General features: G+C 47.2%; 19 protein-coding genes. 3 read left to right on the top strand and 16 right to left on the bottom strand.

What is annotated here, in order from left to right; translation table 11 throughout:
• The 14 genes from hisA to B5Z18_RS16495 form a co-directional block, all read right to left on the bottom strand.
• Entirely contained in the window at positions 1-1,146 is a 1,146-nt protein-coding gene (gene hisA / locus B5Z18_RS16430) for a 1-(5-phosphoribosyl)-5-[(5-phosphoribosylamino)methylideneamino]imidazole-4-carboxamide isomerase (RefSeq protein ID WP_079470570.1), read from the bottom strand.
• Position 1,147: 1 nt separating this feature from the next.
• Positions 1,148-1,741 carry an imidazole glycerol phosphate synthase subunit HisH gene (gene hisH / locus B5Z18_RS16435; RefSeq protein ID WP_079470571.1) on the bottom strand — a complete coding sequence of 198 codons (594 nt, stop codon included), beginning with the start codon at positions 1,739-1,741 and terminating at the stop codon, positions 1,148-1,150.
• A gap of 4 nt (positions 1,742-1,745) precedes the next feature.
• Positions 1,746-2,519: a tryptophan synthase subunit alpha gene (gene trpA, locus B5Z18_RS16440; RefSeq protein ID WP_079470572.1), complete on the bottom strand. Its 774-nt coding sequence runs from the start codon at positions 2,517-2,519 to the stop codon at positions 1,746-1,748.
• A gap of 8 nt (positions 2,520-2,527) precedes the next feature.
• Complete coding sequence (gene trpB / locus B5Z18_RS16445) at positions 2,528-3,736, bottom strand: tryptophan synthase subunit beta (protein ID WP_079470573.1); 1,209 nt, start codon at positions 3,734-3,736, stop codon at positions 2,528-2,530.
• A 6-nt stretch (positions 3,737-3,742) separates the two neighbouring features.
• On the bottom strand, positions 3,743-4,378 hold the full coding sequence (locus tag B5Z18_RS16450; protein WP_079470575.1) for a phosphoribosylanthranilate isomerase: 636 nt from the start codon (positions 4,376-4,378) through the stop codon (positions 3,743-3,745).
• A gap of 4 nt (positions 4,379-4,382) precedes the next feature.
• Positions 4,383-5,186, bottom strand: coding sequence for an indole-3-glycerol phosphate synthase TrpC (gene trpC / locus B5Z18_RS16455; protein WP_079470577.1), 804 nt, complete (start codon positions 5,184-5,186; stop codon positions 4,383-4,385).
• 15 nt (positions 5,187-5,201) lie between these two features.
• A complete protein-coding gene (gene trpD / locus B5Z18_RS16460) occupies positions 5,202-6,197 on the bottom strand; it encodes an anthranilate phosphoribosyltransferase (RefSeq protein WP_079470578.1) in 996 nt (331 codons plus the stop codon).
• Between the two features lie 60 nt (positions 6,198-6,257).
• Positions 6,258-6,827: an anthranilate synthase component II gene (locus B5Z18_RS16465; protein ID WP_079470579.1), complete on the bottom strand. Its 570-nt coding sequence runs from the start codon at positions 6,825-6,827 to the stop codon at positions 6,258-6,260.
• Between the two features lies 1 nt (position 6,828).
• Complete coding sequence (locus B5Z18_RS16470) at positions 6,829-8,241, bottom strand: anthranilate synthase component I family protein (protein ID WP_079470581.1); 1,413 nt, start codon at positions 8,239-8,241, stop codon at positions 6,829-6,831.
• 246 nt (positions 8,242-8,487) lie between these two features.
• Positions 8,488-9,624, bottom strand: coding sequence for a bifunctional histidinol-phosphatase/imidazoleglycerol-phosphate dehydratase HisB (hisB, locus tag B5Z18_RS16475; protein WP_079470582.1), 1,137 nt, complete (start codon positions 9,622-9,624; stop codon positions 8,488-8,490).
• On the bottom strand, positions 9,621-10,694 hold the full coding sequence (gene hisC / locus B5Z18_RS16480) for a histidinol-phosphate transaminase (RefSeq protein ID WP_079470583.1): 1,074 nt from the start codon (positions 10,692-10,694) through the stop codon (positions 9,621-9,623). Before hisC ends, hisB begins: the two co-directional genes overlap by 4 nt.
• Positions 10,695-10,704: 10 nt before the next feature.
• Positions 10,705-11,997 (bottom strand): histidinol dehydrogenase, encoded by a 1,293-nt coding sequence (hisD, locus tag B5Z18_RS16485; RefSeq protein ID WP_079470585.1) that lies wholly within the window; start codon positions 11,995-11,997, stop codon positions 10,705-10,707.
• 15 nt (positions 11,998-12,012) lie between these two features.
• Positions 12,013-12,867 carry an ATP phosphoribosyltransferase gene (hisG, locus tag B5Z18_RS16490; RefSeq protein ID WP_079470586.1) on the bottom strand — a complete coding sequence of 285 codons (855 nt, stop codon included), beginning with the start codon at positions 12,865-12,867 and terminating at the stop codon, positions 12,013-12,015.
• 284 nt (positions 12,868-13,151) lie between these two features.
• Positions 13,152-13,832: a hypothetical protein gene (locus B5Z18_RS16495; protein ID WP_079470587.1), complete on the bottom strand. Its 681-nt coding sequence runs from the start codon at positions 13,830-13,832 to the stop codon at positions 13,152-13,154.
• A gap of 380 nt (positions 13,833-14,212) precedes the next feature.
• Between B5Z18_RS16495 and B5Z18_RS16500 the strand changes: the two genes are divergently transcribed.
• From B5Z18_RS16500 to B5Z18_RS16510, 3 genes are all read left to right on the top strand, one after another.
• Positions 14,213-14,632 (top strand): LexA family protein, encoded by a 420-nt coding sequence (locus B5Z18_RS16500; protein ID WP_079470588.1) that lies wholly within the window; start codon positions 14,213-14,215, stop codon positions 14,630-14,632.
• Between the two features lie 63 nt (positions 14,633-14,695).
• Positions 14,696-15,448 carry an SOS response-associated peptidase gene (locus B5Z18_RS16505; protein ID WP_079470589.1) on the top strand — a complete coding sequence of 251 codons (753 nt, stop codon included), beginning with the start codon at positions 14,696-14,698 and terminating at the stop codon, positions 15,446-15,448.
• 13 nt (positions 15,449-15,461) lie between these two features.
• Entirely contained in the window at positions 15,462-16,280 is an 819-nt protein-coding gene (locus tag B5Z18_RS16510; RefSeq protein WP_079470590.1) for a helix-turn-helix domain-containing protein, read from the top strand.
• Between the two features lie 67 nt (positions 16,281-16,347).
• On the opposite strand, the gene B5Z18_RS16515 is transcribed toward B5Z18_RS16510, so the two are convergent.
• A complete protein-coding gene (locus B5Z18_RS16515; protein ID WP_079470591.1) occupies positions 16,348-17,685 on the bottom strand; it encodes an alkaline phosphatase family protein in 1,338 nt (445 codons plus the stop codon).
• A 17-nt stretch (positions 17,686-17,702) separates the two neighbouring features.
• A complete protein-coding gene (locus B5Z18_RS16520; RefSeq protein WP_143313619.1) occupies positions 17,703-19,469 on the bottom strand; it encodes a RagB/SusD family nutrient uptake outer membrane protein in 1,767 nt (588 codons plus the stop codon).
• Positions 19,470-19,480: the final 11 nt, after the last annotated feature.

The raw sequence follows: 19,480 nt of genomic DNA on the forward strand, positions 1-19,480 counted from the left end.
TTACAGGAATGTTTTTAATGCATCCATAGAGATGTTACCTTCATAGATCGCTTTACCGATGATAGCGCCACTACAGCCAATTTCCTGCAGCGCTGCCACATCCTCAATATTGCTTACACCGCCGCTGGCCACAAAGTTAATACCCGGAAAGCGTTCTATAATTTTTTTATACAGATCAATTGACGGTCCCTGTAAAAGGCCATCCTTAGCGATATCGGTGCAAAAAATATTGGTAACGCCCCGCGCGATATTGCTTTCGAGGAAATCGAATACAGATAACTCGGTTGTTTCCAGCCAGCCGCCTACCGCAATCTTTTCTTCCTTCACATCAGCGCCCAGGAATATTTTATCTGCCCCGTATTGCTTCACCCAGCTGAAAAAGAGTTCCGGTTGCTTCACGGCCACACTACCAATGGTAGCCAGCGCTGCGCCACTTTGGAATACAATCTCCAGGTCTTTATCTGTTTTAATACCACCTCCAAAATCCGTTACCAGACTGGTTTTCCCGGCAATGCTCTCCAGCACTTTCCAGTTTACTACCGCTCCTTTTTTGGCGCCGTCGAGGTCTACCAGGTGAAGGCGGCGAACACCGATAGCTTCAAACTCCTTCGCCACTTCCAGCGGATGTTCGTTGTATACTTTCTGCTGGTTGTAATCGCCCTGGGTAAGTCTTACGCATTTACCACCGATGATATCGATAGCAGGTATAATTTCAAATTTCTTAGTAGTCATGTTTTGCTGATCCAAAGGCAGTTCCATTCTAACAAAAGTAATTCCTCCTTTAATAAAGTAATCCCCTTTCGTTGTGTAGCCCAGCCTGTCATAAAATGTTACTGCGGTATCGCGGGCATTACACCAGAGCAGTTTTATTTTTTCTTTTTTACAGATATCCGCCAGATGCGCCAGTATCGCTTCGCCAAAGCCTTTTCCCTGTGCAGCCTGCGCTGTAGCCAGTTTGCGGAACTGCGCACTGTCGCGGCCCAGGAAAAGGGATACCACTGTTACCAGCTGTCCCTGGTCAAAAACGCCGAAGTGTAATCCATCTACATCGTGGTCCACTTTTACAGCGTCCAGCGACTCATTGGGATACAACACATCCCTGCGGAGCTGCAGCGTATCATCTGCGCTGATTTTCCGGATATTCATCTTACAGGTTCAAAAAGTTTTCAATAATACGGGCGCCTGCTACTGCGGATTTCTCCGGGTGAAACTGTACCGCATAAAAATTATCCTTCTGCAAAGCAGCGCTGTAGTTGATCACGTAATTAGTGATGGCTACCGTATCTGCGCCGAGGGCGGCATAGTAGCTATGCACAAAATACATGTAGGAATTCTCCGGCACGTGTTCGAACACTACACTATGTAAACCGGTGATGTTGTTCCAGCCGATCTGTGGTATTTTCAGCAGGTTTTCCACCGGCGACTGAAAACGTTTCACATCCACATCAAATACACCGAGGCATTTGGTATCGTTTTCTTCCGAATATTTACACAACAGCTGCATCCCCAGGCAAATGCCCAGCACCGGCTGTTTCAGGCCGGCAATCACAGCATCCAGTTTCCTTTCTTTCAGGTACTGCATCGCCGTGCTGGCTTCTCCCACTCCGGGAAAAATCACCTTGTCCGCCGACATGATCTCTTCGTGATCATCCGTAACAGTACCGTTTACGCCTAAACGCTCCAATGCGAATTGCACAGAGCGGATATTACCCGCGTTATATTTTATGATAACCGTTTTCATGTTATTACTGAGTTATTCCCGAAATAAACGTTTTCACCGTTTCGTCAATATTTTTGCTGTGCTCAATGGCCCTGATAAAAGCAGTACCAATAATAGCACCATTGGCATATGCAGATGCTGCCTCAAAAGTAGCTTTATCTTTTATACCAAAACCAATTAAAACCGGGTTTTTAAGCTGCAGCTGCTTCAGCCGCTCAAAATAAGCCTGCTGGTCTTTCATATCCTTGTCCTTTCCTGTAGTGGAGGAAGAAGACACCGCATAAATAAAACCTTTACTCAGACTATCTATTTTACGGATCCGTTCTTCACTGGTTTCCGGTGTTACCAGGAAAATCAGGTGCAGGTTATACTTTTCAAAAACAGGTCTGTATTCATTTTCATATTCAGCCATTGGCAGGTCCGGCACAATGATGCCATCTATCCCTACTTCCGCACACTTTGCACAAAAGGCTTCCACACCGTAAGTTAATACCGGGTTGAAATACCCCATGAGGATAACGGGCACCTGTATACGATCCCTGAAGCTGGTGAGTTGTTCAAACAATTTGTGAAGACTCATTCCATTCTGCAACGCTTTGGTGCTGCTGTCCTGGATCACAGGGCCATCTGCCAGCGGATCGGAGAAGGGCATGCCCAGTTCAATAAGATCCGCCCCATACTGCTGTAACGCGGTCATTACCGGCAGGGTGTCATTTAACTCTGGAAAACCAGCCGTACAATATATATTTAAAACGTTGTGCCGCTTAACGGCAAACAGTTGATCAATACGATTTTGCATAATCCATTTTATTTATTCATGTGACGGATATAGGTATCCAGATCTTTATCACCGCGGCCGGAAAGGCATACCACTACTACATCATCTGTATTCAGGGGCAGGTCTTTCAGTTTAGCCAGGGCATGAGCCGATTCCATAGCAGGAATAATTCCTTCCAGCAGGCTCAGTTCATAAGCCGCTGCGAGTGCCTCATCATCGGTAGCCGACAGAAATTGTGCGCGACCCGATTCATATAAATGAGCATGCATCGGTCCGATGCCGGGGTAATCGAGTCCTGCGGAAATGGAATGCGGTTCCACGATTTGTCCGTCGTTGGTTTGCATCAGTAATGTTTTACTCGCATGGATAATACCAATGGTACCCAGCTGCGTGGTAGCGGCGGAAAACCCGCTGTGTACGCCCTTTCCGCCAGCTTCTACGGCTACAAGTTTCACTTCTTCCCTGTCAAGGTAGTGGAAGTAGGCGCCGGCTGCATTGCTGCCGCCACCGATACAGGCCAGTACATAGTCAGGATTTTCGCTGCCGGTTTTCTCCAGGAGCTGTTTTTTTATTTCTTCACTGATCACCGACTGGAAACGGGCCACCATATCAGGATATGGATGCGGCCCCGCAGCGGTACCTAAAATATAGTGGGTATTTACCGGGTTATTGATCCAGTCGCGGATTGCTTCGTTGGTAGCATCTTTCAACGTTTTGCTGCCGCTGGTGGCCGGTACTACGGTGGCTCCCAGCATTTTCATACGGGCTACGTTGGGCGCCTGTCTTTCTATGTCGATGCTGCCCATATACACCACGCACTCCATGCCCATGAGTGCACACACGGTAGCTGTAGCCACACCATGCTGACCAGCGCCGGTTTCAGCGATGATGCGGCGTTTGCCCAGTCGTTGCGCCAGCAGGATCTGCCCGATAGTATTGTTTACTTTATGTGCGCCGGTATGATTCAGGTCTTCTCTCTTAAGATAAATTTTCGCTTTATATTTTTCAGACAACCGCTTGGCAAAATATAAAGGGGAAGGCCGTCCTACATAATCCCGCAGCAGGGCTTCAAAGTCCTGCTGAAAAGTAGGATCGCTGAGGATGCTGAGGTATTGGGACTGTAATTCCTGTACGTTGGGATACAGCATCTCAGGGATGTATGCCCCACCAAATCTGCCATAATAGCCATTCTTATCCACCTGATACCTGGAGTTGCCGGTATTAATCGCAATATCCATGACCGTCTATTTTATTATTGATGAATGAATTTGTTTCACAAATTGTTTTACCAGCGGGATGTTTTTCACACCCGGACTGTCTTCAAACTTACTGTTCACATCCGCAGCAAACAACGCCGGCAACTGCATCTCCAATATTTCCGCTGCCTGATCTGCACTAATGCCCCCGCTTAAAAAGAAGGGATGATCAAAAGGATAAGCAGCCAGCAGCTCCCAGTTAAATCTTTCGCCGGTACCGCCATAGCCTTTTACGGACGCGGTATCGAAGAGGAAATAATCCGTTACCGGTATAAAAGGCGCTACTTCGGTTTGCCAGTTAACGTTGTCACCTATACGAAAAGCCTTTACCACCGGAATAAATGTGCGGACAGCAGCGCAAAACTCCGGCGTTTCATCGCCATGCAGTTGCACCAGGTCCAGTGCGTAATCGCTCACGGTACGCTGGATCTGCTCCAGCGGCGCATTTACAAACACCCCTGCTTTCTTGATGCGGGTGGTTTCCCGTACCGATCTTGCATCTATTTTGTTACCGGCAAAACGCGGGGATTTTTCGTAAAAAATAAACCCTGCGTAGTCAACGCTGTTATCTACCAGCGCCTGCAAGTCATTTATCCTGGTAATACCGCAAACTTTAATACGCATAGTGTTATGATTTATGCTGCAGGTCGTTGAGTGTTTGCACAAAATTTTCAAAGGCACGTGCCGGATCTTCCTGTTTCATGAAATGCTCGCCTATCAGGAATCCCTGGAATCCGGCGGCTTTCAGCGTTACAATAGCCGCAGGATCGTTGATACCGCTTTCTGCCACTTTAACTTTATCGGCCGGAATTTTCGGGGCCAGTTCACAGGAGCGGTTAAAGTCTACCTGGAAAGTGATCAGGTCGCGGTTATTCACCCCTACCAGGTGAGTATGTTCAGTTACTTTTTCCAGTTGCGCTTCACTGTGTACTTCCAGCAACACTTCCAGTCCGAGGTTATGTGCAAAAGCTGCCAGGTGTGCTACCTGCGCGGCATCCAGGCATTCGGCGATGAGGAGTATTACATCCGCACCGATCGCCTTAGCTTCCAGTATCTGGTATTCATCTATCACAAAATCTTTCCGCAGAATCGGGATCTGGTTGAAGCTGCGCGCCTGTTGCAGGTCGTCGGATGAACCACCGAAATATTTTTCATCGGTGAGTACCGACAGCCCGGAAGCGCCATAACGGGTATACGCTGTGGTTACCTGTTGCACGGTAACATCACCATTGATCACTCCCTTTGAAGGAGAGCGGCGCTTGAATTCCGCAATGATACCCGTTTTTTCCGGTTGCTGCAGGAAATGGCGGAGCGACAAGGTTTCCCTCGGGAATGCCGGCGACTGCTCCAGGTCCTGTGCGCTGCGCTGCAGCTTGCGGGCAGCTACTTCGATGTGTTTATGAGCAACAATTTCTGCTAAAATATTCTTCATGATAAACTATCTGTACTACGACTGCAAAGCAATCAGTTTTTTGAACGCATTATGTGCACTGCCCGACTCCAGGGATTCTACCGCGGCGGCGAAGCAATCTTCATACGAATTATATTTTCCGAGGCTGTACAAACCCATTGCTGCGTTGGCAAAAACAACGGAGTTCTGTGCCCAGGTACCTTCTCCTTTCAAAATCTTCATAAAGATCTTTGCGGCTTCTTCAGTAGAGTTACCGCCGTAAATATCTTCCTGGTGAACTTTACGTTTGCCCAGCTGTTCCGGGGTCCAGTCCTGTTCACCTTTGTTGGTGATCACTTTAGTATCTGCTGTGAGGGATATTTCATCATATCCGTCGAGGCTGTGAACAATCACAAACTGCTTATCTGTTTGCTGGAACAGGTAGTTGTATACCCGCGCCATTTCCAGGCTGTACACACCGATCAGCTGATGTTTGGCCAGCGCCGGATTCACCAGGGGGCCGAGCATGTTAAAGAACGTACGGATACCCAGCTGGCGACGGATACCTGCTACATGTTTCAACGCCGGGTGGAACAGGGGTGCGTGGAGGAAACAGATACCCGAATCTTCCAGCTCTGTTCTCAGTTTGCCATCGTCGTTCTTGAATTTATACCCCACCAGCTCCATTACATTGGAGGCGCCGCTTACAGAAGATACGCCATAGTTGCCATGCTTGGCTACTTTGGCGCCTGCGCCGGCTACCACAAAGCACGACAAGGTAGAAATATTAAAAGTATTTTTTGCATCCCCGCCAGTACCAACGATATCCAGTACATCGTAACCGTTGAGATTAACCGGTACACAGAGTTCCAGCAAGGCATCACGGAAGCCCAGTAACTCATCGATGGTGATGCTGCGCATCAGATATACGGTCATGAAAGCAGCCAGTTCGCTTTCATTGAACATGCCTTTGGAAATGCTGATCAGGATGTCTTTGGCAGCTTCGCGGCTGAAAGTTTTATGTTCAAAAAGGTAGTTAAGAATCTTTTTCATTTTTGGAAGAATTTTGCTGATTGGGTGTTCGATAATGTTAAAACGGGCGTCCTGTTGTTCTTACAGGCTTAACCAGTTTCTTACAATCTTTTCTCCCTGCGGGGTAAGCACACTTTCCGGGTGAAACTGTACGCCACTCACATCATACTTGTTATGTTGTACCGCCATGATAAAACCATCTTCATCTTTGGCGGTGATCACCAGTTCCGCAGGCAGGGTAGATTCGTCGATTACCCAGGAGTGGTAACGGCCAGCGAGTATTTGTCGTGGTAAACCGTTAAACAGCCGTCCATCTTCTTTAATAATATTCACATTGGTAGCTACGCCGTGGTATACTTCTTTCAGGTTGGTAAGAGAAGCGCCAAAAGCCTGTCCTATGGCCTGCTGACCTAAACATACCCCAAAAATGGATTTGGTGGGTGCATATTCTTTGATCAGCGGCAGTAACAATCCAGCTTCTTCCGGAATACCGGGGCCGGGCGATAAAATGATTTTATCGTAGTCGTTTACTTTTTCCAGTGGAATTTCATCATTGCGTACCACGGTTACTTTACCGTTGATGATTTTTTCCACGAGATGAACGAGGTTATATGTAAATGAATCGTAGTTATCGAAAACGAGGATGTTCATACTAAATTTTTTGTGCCAGCAGAATGGCTTGTTTTAACGCATTGAGTTTGTTGTTCACTTCCTCCAGTTCCGAAGAAGCTACCGATTTGGCTACCACACCGGCGCCGGCCTGATAGTACAGGGTATTCATTTTACTGAGTATGGAGCGGATCATGATGGCGTGGTTGAAGTTGCCGTTGAAACCAACAGCGCCGATGCAACCGCCGTAGAAGCCACGCGCAGTGGGTTCATACTGATCAATGATTTCCATAGCGCGGTATTTTGGTGCGCCGGACAGCGTACCTGCCGGGAAGGAGGAAGCCAGGAGGGTGAAGGGATTCAGCTTTGGATCTACCTTTCCGGTTACTTCGCTTACCAGGTGAATTACGTGGGAATAGAAATGTACCTGTCTGTAAGAAGCTACTTCCACTTCTGTGGCATTTCTGCTGAGGTCATTTCTTGCCAGGTCCACCAGCATCACGTGTTCCGCGTTTTCCTTCGGATCTTCCAGCAGTTTATTCGCCAGCAGTTTATCCTGTTCATCATCCCCGGTACGGCGGAAAGTACCAGCAATGGGGTGAATAGTGGCTTTGCCATCTGTAATCACGATCTGTGCTTCCGGTGAGGAACCCATTAATTTGTAATCGCCGTAATCGAAGAAGAAGAGATAAGGAGAGGGGTTGATGGAGCGGAGGGCGCGGTAAACGTTGAATTCGTCGCCTTTGAAGGATTGCTGGAAAGCTCTGGAAAGTACTACCTGGAAAACGTCTCCGCGGAAGCAGTGTTGTTTGCCTTGTTCTACCATCTGCATATATTCCGCGTCCGTCATATTGCTTTCCTCTTCTCCGGTAGTGGCAAACGGATACCCGGGGGAATCTTTGTGCCGGATAAGCGACTCCAGTAGTTCAAACTCACTGTCGATGCCCTCTACCTGGTTTTCACAAAGATAAAGTTCATCTTTAAAGTGATTGATCGCTATTACATATTGATAGTAGCGGTAACGCATCAGCGGGATGGTGTTACCAGCCTGTTGTTTCTTCTTATTAAATTCAATGGTTTCAAAGAACTGTACGGCATCAAAAGTAGTATAGCCGAAAAGGCTCTGCGCCATTGGTACCGGGTGTTTGCCGGTGAAAGAATAGTTGCCCAGAAACTTCTCCATTTCATCCAGTACCTGCTGCTTATTCTTCAGCTCTTTCTTTTCCACAGGCAGGTTCGGATATTTAAACTCGAAGTGCGACGTGGAAGTTACTTCGATACCTGCAATAGGCTTCACACAAATAAAGGAATAACTGTTGTCGCTGGCCCTGTAGTCAGTGCTTTCAAGGAGGATAGAACCCGGGAATTTATCGCGCAGCCGCAGATATATTCCCACTGGCGTGAAAATGTCTGCCAGCATCTGTTTGGATCTCGTTTTTACTTGGATGGTACGCATGATGTATTGGGTGAAGTATTTGTTTTATTTGAAAAAGGGAAGGGCTGAAAAAGCGGAAGGCCCGCTGTGTAACAGCGGGCCTTCCAAATATATTTCTAAACGAAACATGGCACTGTAACACAGATCAGGAATTGATTCCGTGCCACCACCAATGTTTGTTTGTAATGATATTTTGCATAGCGAGAACAAAAATGAAACATTTTTTTAGAAAATGCAAATTTTTTTTGTGGTGGCATCTTCGCTGTCCTACAATACCCCTTTGGTAGAAGGCAGCTGCATATTGGCCGGATTCCGCTTTACCGCCATTTTGATGGACTTGGCAAAGGTTTTAAAGATAGCTTCTATCTTATGATGCTCATTTTCACCTTCTGCCTTAATGTTCAGGTTTGCTTTGGCGCCATCTGAGAAGGATTTGAAGAAATGATAGAACATCTCGGTTGGCATCTCCCCTATCTTTTCCCTTTTAAACTCCGCATCCCATACCAGCCAGTTACGACCGCCAAAGTCAATACCCACCTGGGCCAGGCAATCATCCATCGGCAGGCAGAAACCGTATCTTTCGATACCACGTTTATCACCCAAACCTTTGGCAATGGCTTCTCCCAGTGCAATACCGGTATCTTCTATGGTGTGGTGCTCATCGATATGCAGGTCGCCTTTAGCCGTAATCTTCAGGTCTATAGCGCCATGACGGGCAATCTGGTCGAGCATATGATCAAAGAAACCCAACCCGGTATGAATATCCGCTTTACCGGTACCATCCAGGTTCAGTTCTATATTGATATCTGTTTCATTGGTTTTACGTACATGCGTTACCGTTCTTAATCCCAGCTTCAGGAACTCATAGATCCGGTTCCAGTCGGTGGTTTCAAGGGCAATCACGGATTGCAGGGCGGCCGTGTTATCGCTGATTTCTGCGCTGCCCAAACCGGAGCCTTCATTGATCCAGATAGCTTTTGCGCCCAGGTTCTTTGCCAGTTCCACATCGGTGATACGATCGCCGATCACGAAAGAGTTGGCCAGATCATAGCTGCCATCCAGGTATTTAGTGAGCATACCGGTGCGGGGCTTGCGGGTAGGCGCATTATCAGCCGGAAAAGAGCGGTCAATAAACACCTCATCAAACTTGATCCCTTCGTTCTCAAGCGCTTTCATGATCATGTTCTGCGCAGGCCAGAAGGTATCTTCCGGGAAAGAGGCAGTGCCCAAACCATCCTGGTTGGTAACCATTGCCAGCTCATAGTCCAGCTCAGCGGCGATCCGCGCCATATTCACAAATACTTTGGGATAAAACTCTATTTTGTCCAGGCTATCGATCTGGTAAGTTGGCGGCACTTCCTTAATCAGGGTACCATCGCGGTCTATAAAGAGCACTCGTTTCATGCAGATGCTGTTGTGGCTGTTTTCAGGTTAAAAGATTTCAATACTTCCAGCAGGCGCAGGTTCTCAGCCGGCGTGCCTATGGTGATCCGCAGGCAACCCATACACAGCTCTACTTTGGAACGGTCACGTACTACAATTCCCTGTTCAATAAGGTAGTTGTAGATGCCTTTCGCATCGGTGGTTTTCACCAGGATAAAGCTGGCGTCGCTGGGATAAATGTGCAGTACTTCCGGCAGCTGAAGCAGCGCGCCGGAGAGCAGGTCGCGTTCTATCACTATTTCACGGATCCATTCATTTACCTGGCTTACGTTTTCCAATGCCTGGAGCGCCAGCTCATTGGTGGCCTGGCTGATATTATACGGAGGTTTCACCTTGTTAAAGGTGTTCACAATATCTTCACTGGCAAAAGCCATCCCGATACGGAGTCCGGCCAGTCCCCATGCCTTCGACAGCGTTTGCATCACCACGAGGTTGGGATATTCGGTGAGTTCCTGTATAAAGGTTTTCTGACGGGAGAAATTGATATAAGCTTCATCTATCACTACAATACCATCAAAATTATTCAACAGCAGTTCAATATCCGAACGGTTAATAGAATTACCGGTAGGGTTATTGGGAGAACAGATGAAGATGAGCTTTGTATTGGCATCTATGGCCTGTTGCAGCGCGGGAATGTCCAGCTGGAAATCTTCTGTCAGCGTTACCTTGCGGATAACAGCATCGTTGATGTGCGCGCTTACTTCATACATGCCATAGGTAGGCGGACAAAGAATTACATTATCCACACCCGGATTTACGAATGAGCGGTAAAGCACGTCTATGGCTTCGTCGCTGCCGTGACCAATAAAAATATTCTGCGGGGGCACGCCTTTGATATCGGCAATTTTGTATTTGAGCTGCCATTGCATCGGATCAGGATAGCGGTTATAATTCACCGGCAACGGAGATCCGAAATTATTCTCATTCGCATCCAGGAAAATGGATGCTTCTCCTTTGAACTCATCTCTGGCAGTAGAATAAGGCACCAGTTTTTTTATGTTTTCCCTTACCAGGGTATCGAGATTAAACATATCGCATTAATTAATCTGTTATTAGTGAGCCGGTGTATTCCAGCTGTTTTAATCTTACGGTAACGGCGTTTTTATGCGCCTCCAGTCCCTCTGCCGCTGCCATTGCTTCTATGGTAGAACCAATATTCTGCAGCCCTTCGGGAGATATCTGCTGAAAAGTAATCTTTTTTACGAAGCTATCCAGCGAAACACCGCTATAAGCCCTGGCATAGCCATTCGTAGGCAGCGTGTGATTGGTGCCGGAAGCATAGTCGCCGGCGCTTTCCGGGGTGTAGTTGCCCATGAAAACGGACCCGGCATCTGTTACTTTATCTGCCAGGTTCTCTGCACCTTCACAGGCCAGGATCAGGTGTTCCGGTGCATAGATGTTCAGCAGATCAATGGCAGTATCCATATCCTTTACCAGGATCATCTTGCTGTTTTCCAGTGCTGCGGTGGCAATGCCTTTGCGGGGAAGTGCATCCAGCTGGGTGTTCAGGGCATTGGTCACGTTAGTGAGTACTTTCTCACTCGTGGTTACCAATACTACCTGGCTGTCGGGGCCATGCTCTGCCTGCGACAGTAAGTCGGCCGCCACAAAAGCCGGCACACAGCTATCATCCGCCAGCACAGCCACTTCAGAAGGACCAGCCGGCATATCGATGGCTACGCCGCTTTTATTTACCAGTTGTTTTGCACAGGTAACATACTGGTTGCCCGGACCAAAGATTTTATATACCTGCGGCACGCTTTCCGTACCGTAAGCCATAGCGCCAATGGCCTGTACACCACCGATAGTAAATACTTTCTCAATCCCTGTCAGTTGCGCGGTGTACAATATCGCCGGATGCAGGGAAGGCGTGCAAAGCACTATCTCCTTACAACCAGCTATCATGGCTGGTATTCCCAGCATCAGGATAGTGGAAAACAGCGGTGCGGAGCCCCCGGGGATATATAAGCCTACCTTTTGTATGGCTACTGATTTACGCCAGCATTGTACGCCGGGCATGGTTTCAATTACCTGTACCTTTTCCTGCTGTGCGCGGTGAAAGGTTGTAATATTTTTTGCGGCCTGCTGGATAGCCGCTTTCAGTGCGGGTTCCAGGGTAGCTTCTGCAGCTGCAAAAGCGGCGGATGGTACCTGTAAATTGTCCAGCGTTACTTTATCAAATTCAGCTGCAAATTTTCTGACAGCAGCGTCTCCGCCGGTACGTACTTCCTGGAGGATATCGTTCACTTTCTTTTCGAGCGTGGAAGTATCCATTACAGGTCTTTGCAGCAGCGTATTCCAGGAATTTTTATCGGGAAATCTGGTTATTTGCATCGTTTACTCAGTTTATCAGATCACCATTTTTTCGATGGGCACTACCAGGATACCTTGTGCACCGGCCTCTTTCAGGCTTTCGATGATATCCCAGAAATCATTTTCATTCAGCACTGAATGAACAGAGCTCCAGCCAGCTTCTGCCAAAGGCAGTACTGTAGGGCTTTTCATGCCCGGCAGCAGACCAATAATTTCATTCAGTTTATCATTGGGCGCATTGAGCAGGATGTACTTGTTATTTTTTGCTTTCCTTACTGCCTGGATGCGGAATAAAAGTTTGTCCAGTAACAGCTGTTGTTCCGGCTTCAGGCTGTGGCAGGCTGCCAGCACGGCTTCCGACTTCAGCACCGTTTCCACTTCTTTCAAACCATTCATAAACAGGGTAGATCCGCTGCTCACCAGGTCGCAGATGGCATCCGCCAAACCTATACCGGGCGCTATTTCCACGGAGCCGCTGATTTCATGGATCTCTGCGGTGATACCGTTTTGTTGCAGAAAATCTTCCACTATCACCGGGTAACTGGTAGCAATACGTTTATTCTGCAGGTCTTTCACAGAAGTATAATCCACTGATTTCTCCACTGCCATTGATAAGCGGCATTTGCCAAAGCCCAGTTTCTGAACAATATTTACCTGCTTTTGTTTTTCCAGCACTACATTTTCTCCTACAATTCCTATATCTGCCACACCATCTTCAATGTATTGCGGAATATCATCATCGCGCAGGAAAAACACTTCCAGCGGGAAGTTGGTGGCTTCTGTCTTCAGCTTATTAACACCATTGTTGATGTCGATGCCGCACTCCTTCAAAAGCTTGATGGAATCGTCGTGCAGGCGGCCAGATTTCTGGATTGCAATTTTCAGTTTCATCCCTGATAAAATAAAAAAAGGGGCTTACCTCTGCGGTAAGCCCCTGTTGATGATGTAATATGGTGATATACACAAATCATCCCCTGCCTACCCTTGTGGTAAGATATGATGGTGGTGATGTGTATGTTTGTTTGTAATCATAATTTCAGGTGCAAAAATAGGAAGTAAAATGAAATAACAAAGGTTTTTTTTGGAATTAACCGGAAATTTAAATATAAGCGCTTATATATAACCACTGGTATAAATGGTTGTTTCCCATACTCCTTTCGTAAGTAATTCCACCTTTATTTCGCCAGCCTGCTTTGCAGTTCAGGTACTACATTTTCGAAGGTACGCAACAGCCGGTCCCAGTTGCGGAATGACTCATCAGAACTGGCAGAAACACCTGGAGGGGCTATTTCGCTGACCAGCTTCGCCTTGTAGGTAAGCGGATCTGTGTTTCCTGTTTTGATAATAAGACGGGTACGGATAGTAGCTGCTTTAAAAGATTTTACCACCCAGGCAGTACACATGTATCCCGTAGCTTTATCAGTAACCGCAATCACATCAAAATAACCGGTAATGATCCGGTTGATCAGCTTCCAGGAATTTTCTTCATCATGACTGGTCCGCACGTCGATATCCTGGTTAGCGAGATTGGTTACCATTGAATTTTCGTAAGCATCATCTTTCTCCAGTTTAATATAATCCGTGGAAGGTAATGTGTGCTTTCCGTCGTTAATGTAGTTCCTTTCCTGTGTAATGAAACCTACTTTTTCCACGCGGATATTCACCTGTGCATACGCGGCTACTTTAATTTCTGTAGAGGTGTTATTGACCAGTTTTCCATCTACATAGATCCGTGCATCATTTTCGGTATTGATGACAATCTTTTTGGATTTAACTTTTGCAGACAGCTCATTAGGTACAAAGAAGGTGAAAGCTGCCAGGCAGCAGAACAGGAGTGCTTTGATTTGAATGCCCATAAGAAATAAGGATTATCTGAGGTTTACAATATTATCGCCGCGTAAAATTTAACGGCGCATGAATTTATTGATGGGATATAGGGAGAGTGTAGAAAAAAAATCCGGATGCGATGAATAACAAGTGATTAACAAATACATAAACCGCCAATAATTGCTAATTATTGAACTAGATATGTTCCCTTCTCCCCTCCTTAAAAAAATCTTACTGCGCCTGTTTTAGCAGCCGGAATTCACAGCACACTGATCTCCTGTCACTTACTTTTCACCCGCTGCAGTTGCAGTTTTCCACTTTTGCAAACGATGTGTTAATGGATTTTATAAACTAATAATTTTAGCTTTATTTTGCTAATAATATTAGTATTCACAAAAACGATAGTCATATGCAAGTATTGAAACCGAGTGACCCGCACATCACCCTGCCATTCTTTAATACCAGTGTCCCCGCGGGGTTTCCAACACCTGCCCTGGATTACGAGGAAGAACAGATTGATCTCTCCCGTATCCTGCAGCCAAATCCCACTACCTCCTTCATTATCAGGGTAAAAGGCGATAGCATGACAGATGCCAGCATCCCCGACGGTTGCATGGCCGTTGTAGACCGCTCCATCCGCCCGTCTACAGGAGATATTGTGGTGGCGGCGCTCAATGGGGAATATACCGTAAAACGCCTCGTAAAGGCAGGCCGCAGCTGGGTACTGCACCCCGAAAATGCTTTTTATAAACCCATTGTTATCACTGAAGATGCCGACTTCCAGGTGTGGGGCGTGGTAACCGCGGTGATTGTAGATATGCGTAAATAGCGCACCGGAACAGATACAGAAATAAAAGTACCTTTATCAGCTATAACATCCCGACAGATCAATATGTGTTACGATATCGCTTTTACCTCCAGCATAGAGAGCATTTTCAAATACCTGCCGCGACTGAAACCCGGCGGCAAACTGGATATCCACTTCGATCCCACCTGGCACAAGATCGGGATGTCTTACCCGCAATGGCCGGTGGTAACCAACAACAACGGATTCAAACTGGAAAAATATACCTGGGGCCCCGTGCCTAAAATGCTGGATACCCTGGAAAAAGTAAAACGCCAGCGACAACTTTTCCTGAATGCCCGCAGCGAAAAAGTTCTTGAAAATGGTACGATGTGGAATGCTATCCGGCATCAGCGTTGCCTGGTTCCTGCCAGCGGCTTCTTTGAATACCGGCATATTCCCGGATGGAAAAACAAAGTGGCCTACTATATTAAACCAAAAGAACAGGAACTCTTTTTCATAGCGGGACTATGGGCAATGTCTAACTCCTGGGATGTGGATAAACCCGCACGCATACCCGCCTTCTCACTGCTAACCCGCGCTGCCAACCCACTGATGGCACAAATCCATAACGGCGGCGAAAACGCCGGCAGAATGCCCATGATGCTTACGACTGAACTCGCAGAACAATGGCTGCAACCAGATCTAACAGATACGGATATACGATCTATCATACAGTATGAACTGCCCGCAACACAACTGGAATGCTGGCCGGTGAATTCTGTCAGAAAAGTAAAGCCCGACGACGCAACAGTAATAACCCCGGCAGCCTATGAAAATTTACCTGCCCTGCAGGTGTAAATAATTTTCACCGATGAAAGACACTGTTATCCCTTTCTTCAAACCGGCTACCACCGGTGGCATTTATATACAGGAAATTGGCGTAATCAACCATCACGAAGATGCATACCTGTTATTCCTCCTACGCAGAGGCCATTGCAGCCTGGAAATAAACGGGCAGCCGCTTCATATCACTACGCCTTCCTTCGCCTTTGTTCATCCTGGCCAGGTGCATGTATTAAAAGAAGTCGAAGACCTGCAGGGATGGCTTATTTCGGCCGAAGCCTTCCTTATCCCATCCGCGTGCATCAACCTGTTTAAAAGTTTACCCGTAAGCCGGCAATGCCAGCCGCTGGATGCAGCTTCACTGCATATGCCGGAACAGCTCTGCCAGCTGCTGTTGCAGCAGTTCCGTCAACCCTCTCTTTTTTATAACAACATTCTCCATAGTTTACTCGAAACATTGTTCCATACAGCAGCAGCATGTTATCCTGCGTGTAATACGCCAGCCGTTGCGCAAACCGAACCGGAAAAGATCACCAATCGCTTTAAAGAAGTGCTGGCCGACAAAGGCCGCTCCATGCCCGCACCGGAAAGCATGGCACGCGAACTAAACATAAGTGCCGACTACCTCAGCTACTGCGTTCATACCGCCACCGGGGTTCCCTTATCTCACTGGATTGCGGATAGCGTTTTAACCGAAGCCAAAAGAATACTCTATTATACAGACCTCCATATACGGGAAATTGCCTATGAACTGGGATTTGAAGACCATACCCATTTTTCCCGCTTCTTTATGAAACATACCGGCACTACCCCGCTCCTGTTCAGAAATAAATTCAGACCATCTTAAACGCCACAAAAAAAGCGGGCGCCCCTCTCACAAGGCACCCGCTTATTATTGCTACGTTTTCAATGCTTTATTTAGTGATCACACCCGCCGGCACTTTGCCATCGGTATTATCCAGCGATAGCCCAAGCAGTTGCGCTACCAGCGGCGCCACATCTGTTACGTTCATTTCTTTCACATGAGCACCTGTCACTATCCCGGCTCCGGAGGCCACAAAGCCGGTTTGTATCTGCTTAAAATCCGGGAAATAACCATGCGTTCCTCCTTTGGCAGCCCGTACCAGCTCCCCGGTAGATGCGCCGCCAATGGTTACGCCATCAGATGCGGAAATAGCTAGGGTAGCGTGTGGATCAGCACCCACTGCATCGAGCTGTTTGCGGGTAATAACCCGGAATAGCTGCTGCTGCGCAGCCGGCAGCCCTTTCAGCAATGCCAGTACTTTCTGCTGTGTAGCCACATCCTTCGGATCTTTCAGATGCAGGAAAGCCGCTCCGCCGGAAGAATGGAACTGTGCTTTCCAGTCGCCCGTTTTGATATTATTCAGCAATCCGTTTTGCGCCAGCAATACATTCGGGGAAAAGTTTTTGCTGATATTTACAAAACCATGATCACCGGTAACAATGATGGCGGTATTTTCGTATATCCCTGCACGTTTGAGCGATTCTATAATGGTACCCAATGCCCTGTCGGCGCCGGCTACCGCCTTTCTCACCAACAGTCCGTCGCGGCCCTGTTCATGTTCGTAGTGATCCGTGCAGGCCAGGTGCAACGTAGTAAAAGCAGGCTTATAGGTAGCAATCAGGTAGGCCGACATGCGCGCCACATTTTCATCCAGGATCAGTTCTTCATCTTCCATCGTGAAATCCTTTTCACCCAGTTTACCGGTGGCATGCTCCTGTACTTCCTGCCACAACGAAACCGGATTGGTTACGGTGGCCATCAGCTCCCGTCTGTCCTTCTTACCAACGGACCATACATCCGGTATGTTGTAATCGATCGGTGCGCCTACGGATACCGGCCAGATTACATTGGCCGATTTCTTACCGGCTTTATGCACAGCGTCGAACAGCGTGGGCGTTTTGATACTATCGTAATAAAAATACCAGATCCCGCTGGCGCCATTGGGTTCAAAAGGCGTGTTATAGTAAATACCATGCCTGGCCGGCGTAACACCAGTGATCAGCGACGTATGATTAGGATAGGTAACAGTAGGAAATACACTGTTTACCCCATCTGCATAGGCGCCGCTGTCTTTCATTGCCCGCAGGTTCACCATACCCCAGGAGGCATCGGTGTAAAACTCAGGCCGGAAGCCATCAATGGTAATCAGCACCACGTGTGAAGCGCGCTGTGCATAAGATGTGAATCCTATCATCAGCAACAGTGCTATACCGGTAATCTTCTTCATACTATTTTTATTTTACTTTATTTCCATTCAGGATTCTGCACCAGCTTAGGGTTCAACACCAGCTCATTATACGGTATCGGGTAAACGTACTTATAATTTGCCCACTGACGTTCAATATTGCTCAGCCAGATCAGGTTACCGCTGTTACCGGCAGATAATTTGGTCTGGTCGTCATCAATCAGGAAGTAGTATACACCCGGCACTTTAGTGGCCGGCGTTTTCTTTACAAAGGATACATCGGGCTTTCCATCTTCATTTAAATCCATCAGGGCATCCATAGCAGGCACATATAAGCCAATATATGGCTTCAAAAGTAAAGGACCAAGTCCCCAGCGCACCAGGTCATAAAAACGGAACCCTTCCAGGATCAGCTCAATCCCTCTTTCACGGCGTACTTCCAGCAACACGGCGTCTGTTACGTTTGCGTTAACATTCGGGAGTGCTGTTTTATCCTTGAAATAATCAATGAGATAAGGATCGGCTGTTACCGGCATCTCGGTATTCTTCAAACCTGCGCGGGTTCTCAGTAATTTGATGGTGCTATTCCAATCGTCTGCGGTGAAACTGTTCAACTCGGCCTTTGCTTCCGCTTTATTCAGCAATACTTCTGCATAACGGATAATAGGAACAGAGTTATTATTCTCTGCCACACCATCGGTAGCTTTTGAATCCATCGTAAACTTCAGCGGCTGATAACCGGTATAGGTATACGTAAAATCAGGCGGCGCAATTTGTCCTTCGCGGCTGTATTTCCCCATACGGATAGTTTGTTGCAAACGCAGATCCCGGTTCTTTACTTCTTCATTGAAAGGCAGGTTATCATAACCAGCTTTGTCTGTAAAGCGGCTGCCATCAATGTTCAGGTAGGTATCAGTAAATGTTTTAACAAGACTGATCCTGTTGCCGTAAGTGGCGCTGGTAAAAAACCAGTTGGCATCATTGAATACGCGCAAGCTTTTATTACACACATACGCCAGGATCACTTCATTCACATTCGGCGTTTCATTAATGAACAGGTTGCGGTAGCTCATAGTAGCGTCGCTGCCGGTGTTCAGCGTATACAGTCCGCTCTTTATTACTTCGTCGGCGGCACTCACCGCGGCGTTCAGCCAGTTGTCGTAACCCGGTGTCTGCGTTCCCGGACGATGCTTACGGTACGTGCCTTCAAATAAACATACGCGCGACTTATACGCCAGCGCCACCCAACGCGTGATCTGCGAACAGGTGTTATCTTTTTTGTTACGGATATTGGCACACGCAAAATCAAGATCAGCCAGTACGCTGTCCATTACCATCGTGCGCGGATCGCGGCCTTTATACAACTCCGGATCTTCGATGGTCATGGTTTTACTATACCAGGGCACATCACCAAAACGCTTCACCTTTTCAAAGTAAAACATGGCACGGAAAAAACGGGCAATACCGGCATAGTGATTTTTAGCTTCGTCAGGAATTTTCGCCTGGCTGTAATGCTCCAGGAAATAATTGATATTACGCAGGTCGCTCCAGCTCCAGCCACTACTCTGCGTAGCCGAGTAAGCATCGCGCTGAATGAACGTATTCACATCTTTCCCCGCCATATAATCGCTCATCACATCTCCCCTGATAATTGCATTTCCATCAGGTAATATTTTATAGAAAGAAGTAGTATACAGCTGCAGATCCTGCTCTGTATTAAACGCATTGTCAGGATCCAGTTTATCAAATGGCTTCAGGTCGAGATCCTTCTTACAGGACATCATCGCCAGGATCAATAACAGGTAAATACTATTTTTCATCTTCATAAACATTAGTC

Source organism: Chitinophaga ginsengisegetis, assembly GCF_900168065.1.
Lineage (GTDB): Bacteria > Bacteroidota > Bacteroidia > Chitinophagales > Chitinophagaceae > Chitinophaga > Chitinophaga ginsengisegetis.

What these genes read in the sequence shown, in the direction of transcription:
- hisA (WP_079470570.1), bottom strand. Translation starts at nt 1,146, where the DNA reads ATGAATATCCGGAAAATCAGCGCAGATGATACGCTGCAGCTCCGCAGG.
- hisH (WP_079470571.1), bottom strand. Translation starts at nt 1,741, where the DNA reads ATGAAAACGGTTATCATAAAATATAACGCGGGTAATATCCGCTCTGTG.
- trpA (WP_079470572.1), bottom strand. Translation starts at nt 2,519, where the DNA reads ATGCAAAATCGTATTGATCAACTGTTTGCCGTTAAGCGGCACAACGTT.
- trpB (WP_079470573.1), bottom strand. Translation starts at nt 3,736, where the DNA reads ATGGATATTGCGATTAATACCGGCAACTCCAGGTATCAGGTGGATAAG.
- B5Z18_RS16450 (WP_079470575.1), bottom strand. Translation starts at nt 4,378, where the DNA reads ATGCGTATTAAAGTTTGCGGTATTACCAGGATAAATGACTTGCAGGCG.
- trpC (WP_079470577.1), bottom strand. Translation starts at nt 5,186, where the DNA reads ATGAAGAATATTTTAGCAGAAATTGTTGCTCATAAACACATCGAAGTA.
- trpD (WP_079470578.1), bottom strand. Translation starts at nt 6,197, where the DNA reads ATGAAAAAGATTCTTAACTACCTTTTTGAACATAAAACTTTCAGCCGC.
- B5Z18_RS16465 (WP_079470579.1), bottom strand. Translation starts at nt 6,827, where the DNA reads ATGAACATCCTCGTTTTCGATAACTACGATTCATTTACATATAACCTC.
- B5Z18_RS16470 (WP_079470581.1), bottom strand. Translation starts at nt 8,241, where the DNA reads ATGCGTACCATCCAAGTAAAAACGAGATCCAAACAGATGCTGGCAGAC.
- hisB (WP_079470582.1), bottom strand. Translation starts at nt 9,624, where the DNA reads ATGAAACGAGTGCTCTTTATAGACCGCGATGGTACCCTGATTAAGGAA.
- hisC (WP_079470583.1), bottom strand. Translation starts at nt 10,694, where the DNA reads ATGTTTAATCTCGATACCCTGGTAAGGGAAAACATAAAAAAACTGGTG.
- hisD (WP_079470585.1), bottom strand. Translation starts at nt 11,997, where the DNA reads ATGCAAATAACCAGATTTCCCGATAAAAATTCCTGGAATACGCTGCTG.
- hisG (WP_079470586.1), bottom strand. Translation starts at nt 12,867, where the DNA reads ATGAAACTGAAAATTGCAATCCAGAAATCTGGCCGCCTGCACGACGAT.
- B5Z18_RS16495 (WP_079470587.1), bottom strand. Translation starts at nt 13,832, where the DNA reads ATGGGCATTCAAATCAAAGCACTCCTGTTCTGCTGCCTGGCAGCTTTC.
- B5Z18_RS16500 (WP_079470588.1), top strand. Translation starts at nt 14,213, where the DNA reads ATGCAAGTATTGAAACCGAGTGACCCGCACATCACCCTGCCATTCTTT.
- B5Z18_RS16505 (WP_079470589.1), top strand. Translation starts at nt 14,696, where the DNA reads ATGTGTTACGATATCGCTTTTACCTCCAGCATAGAGAGCATTTTCAAA.
- B5Z18_RS16510 (WP_079470590.1), top strand. Translation starts at nt 15,462, where the DNA reads ATGAAAGACACTGTTATCCCTTTCTTCAAACCGGCTACCACCGGTGGC.
- B5Z18_RS16515 (WP_079470591.1), bottom strand. Translation starts at nt 17,685, where the DNA reads ATGAAGAAGATTACCGGTATAGCACTGTTGCTGATGATAGGATTCACA.
- B5Z18_RS16520 (WP_143313619.1), bottom strand. Translation starts at nt 19,469, where the DNA reads ATGAAGATGAAAAATAGTATTTACCTGTTATTGATCCTGGCGATGATG.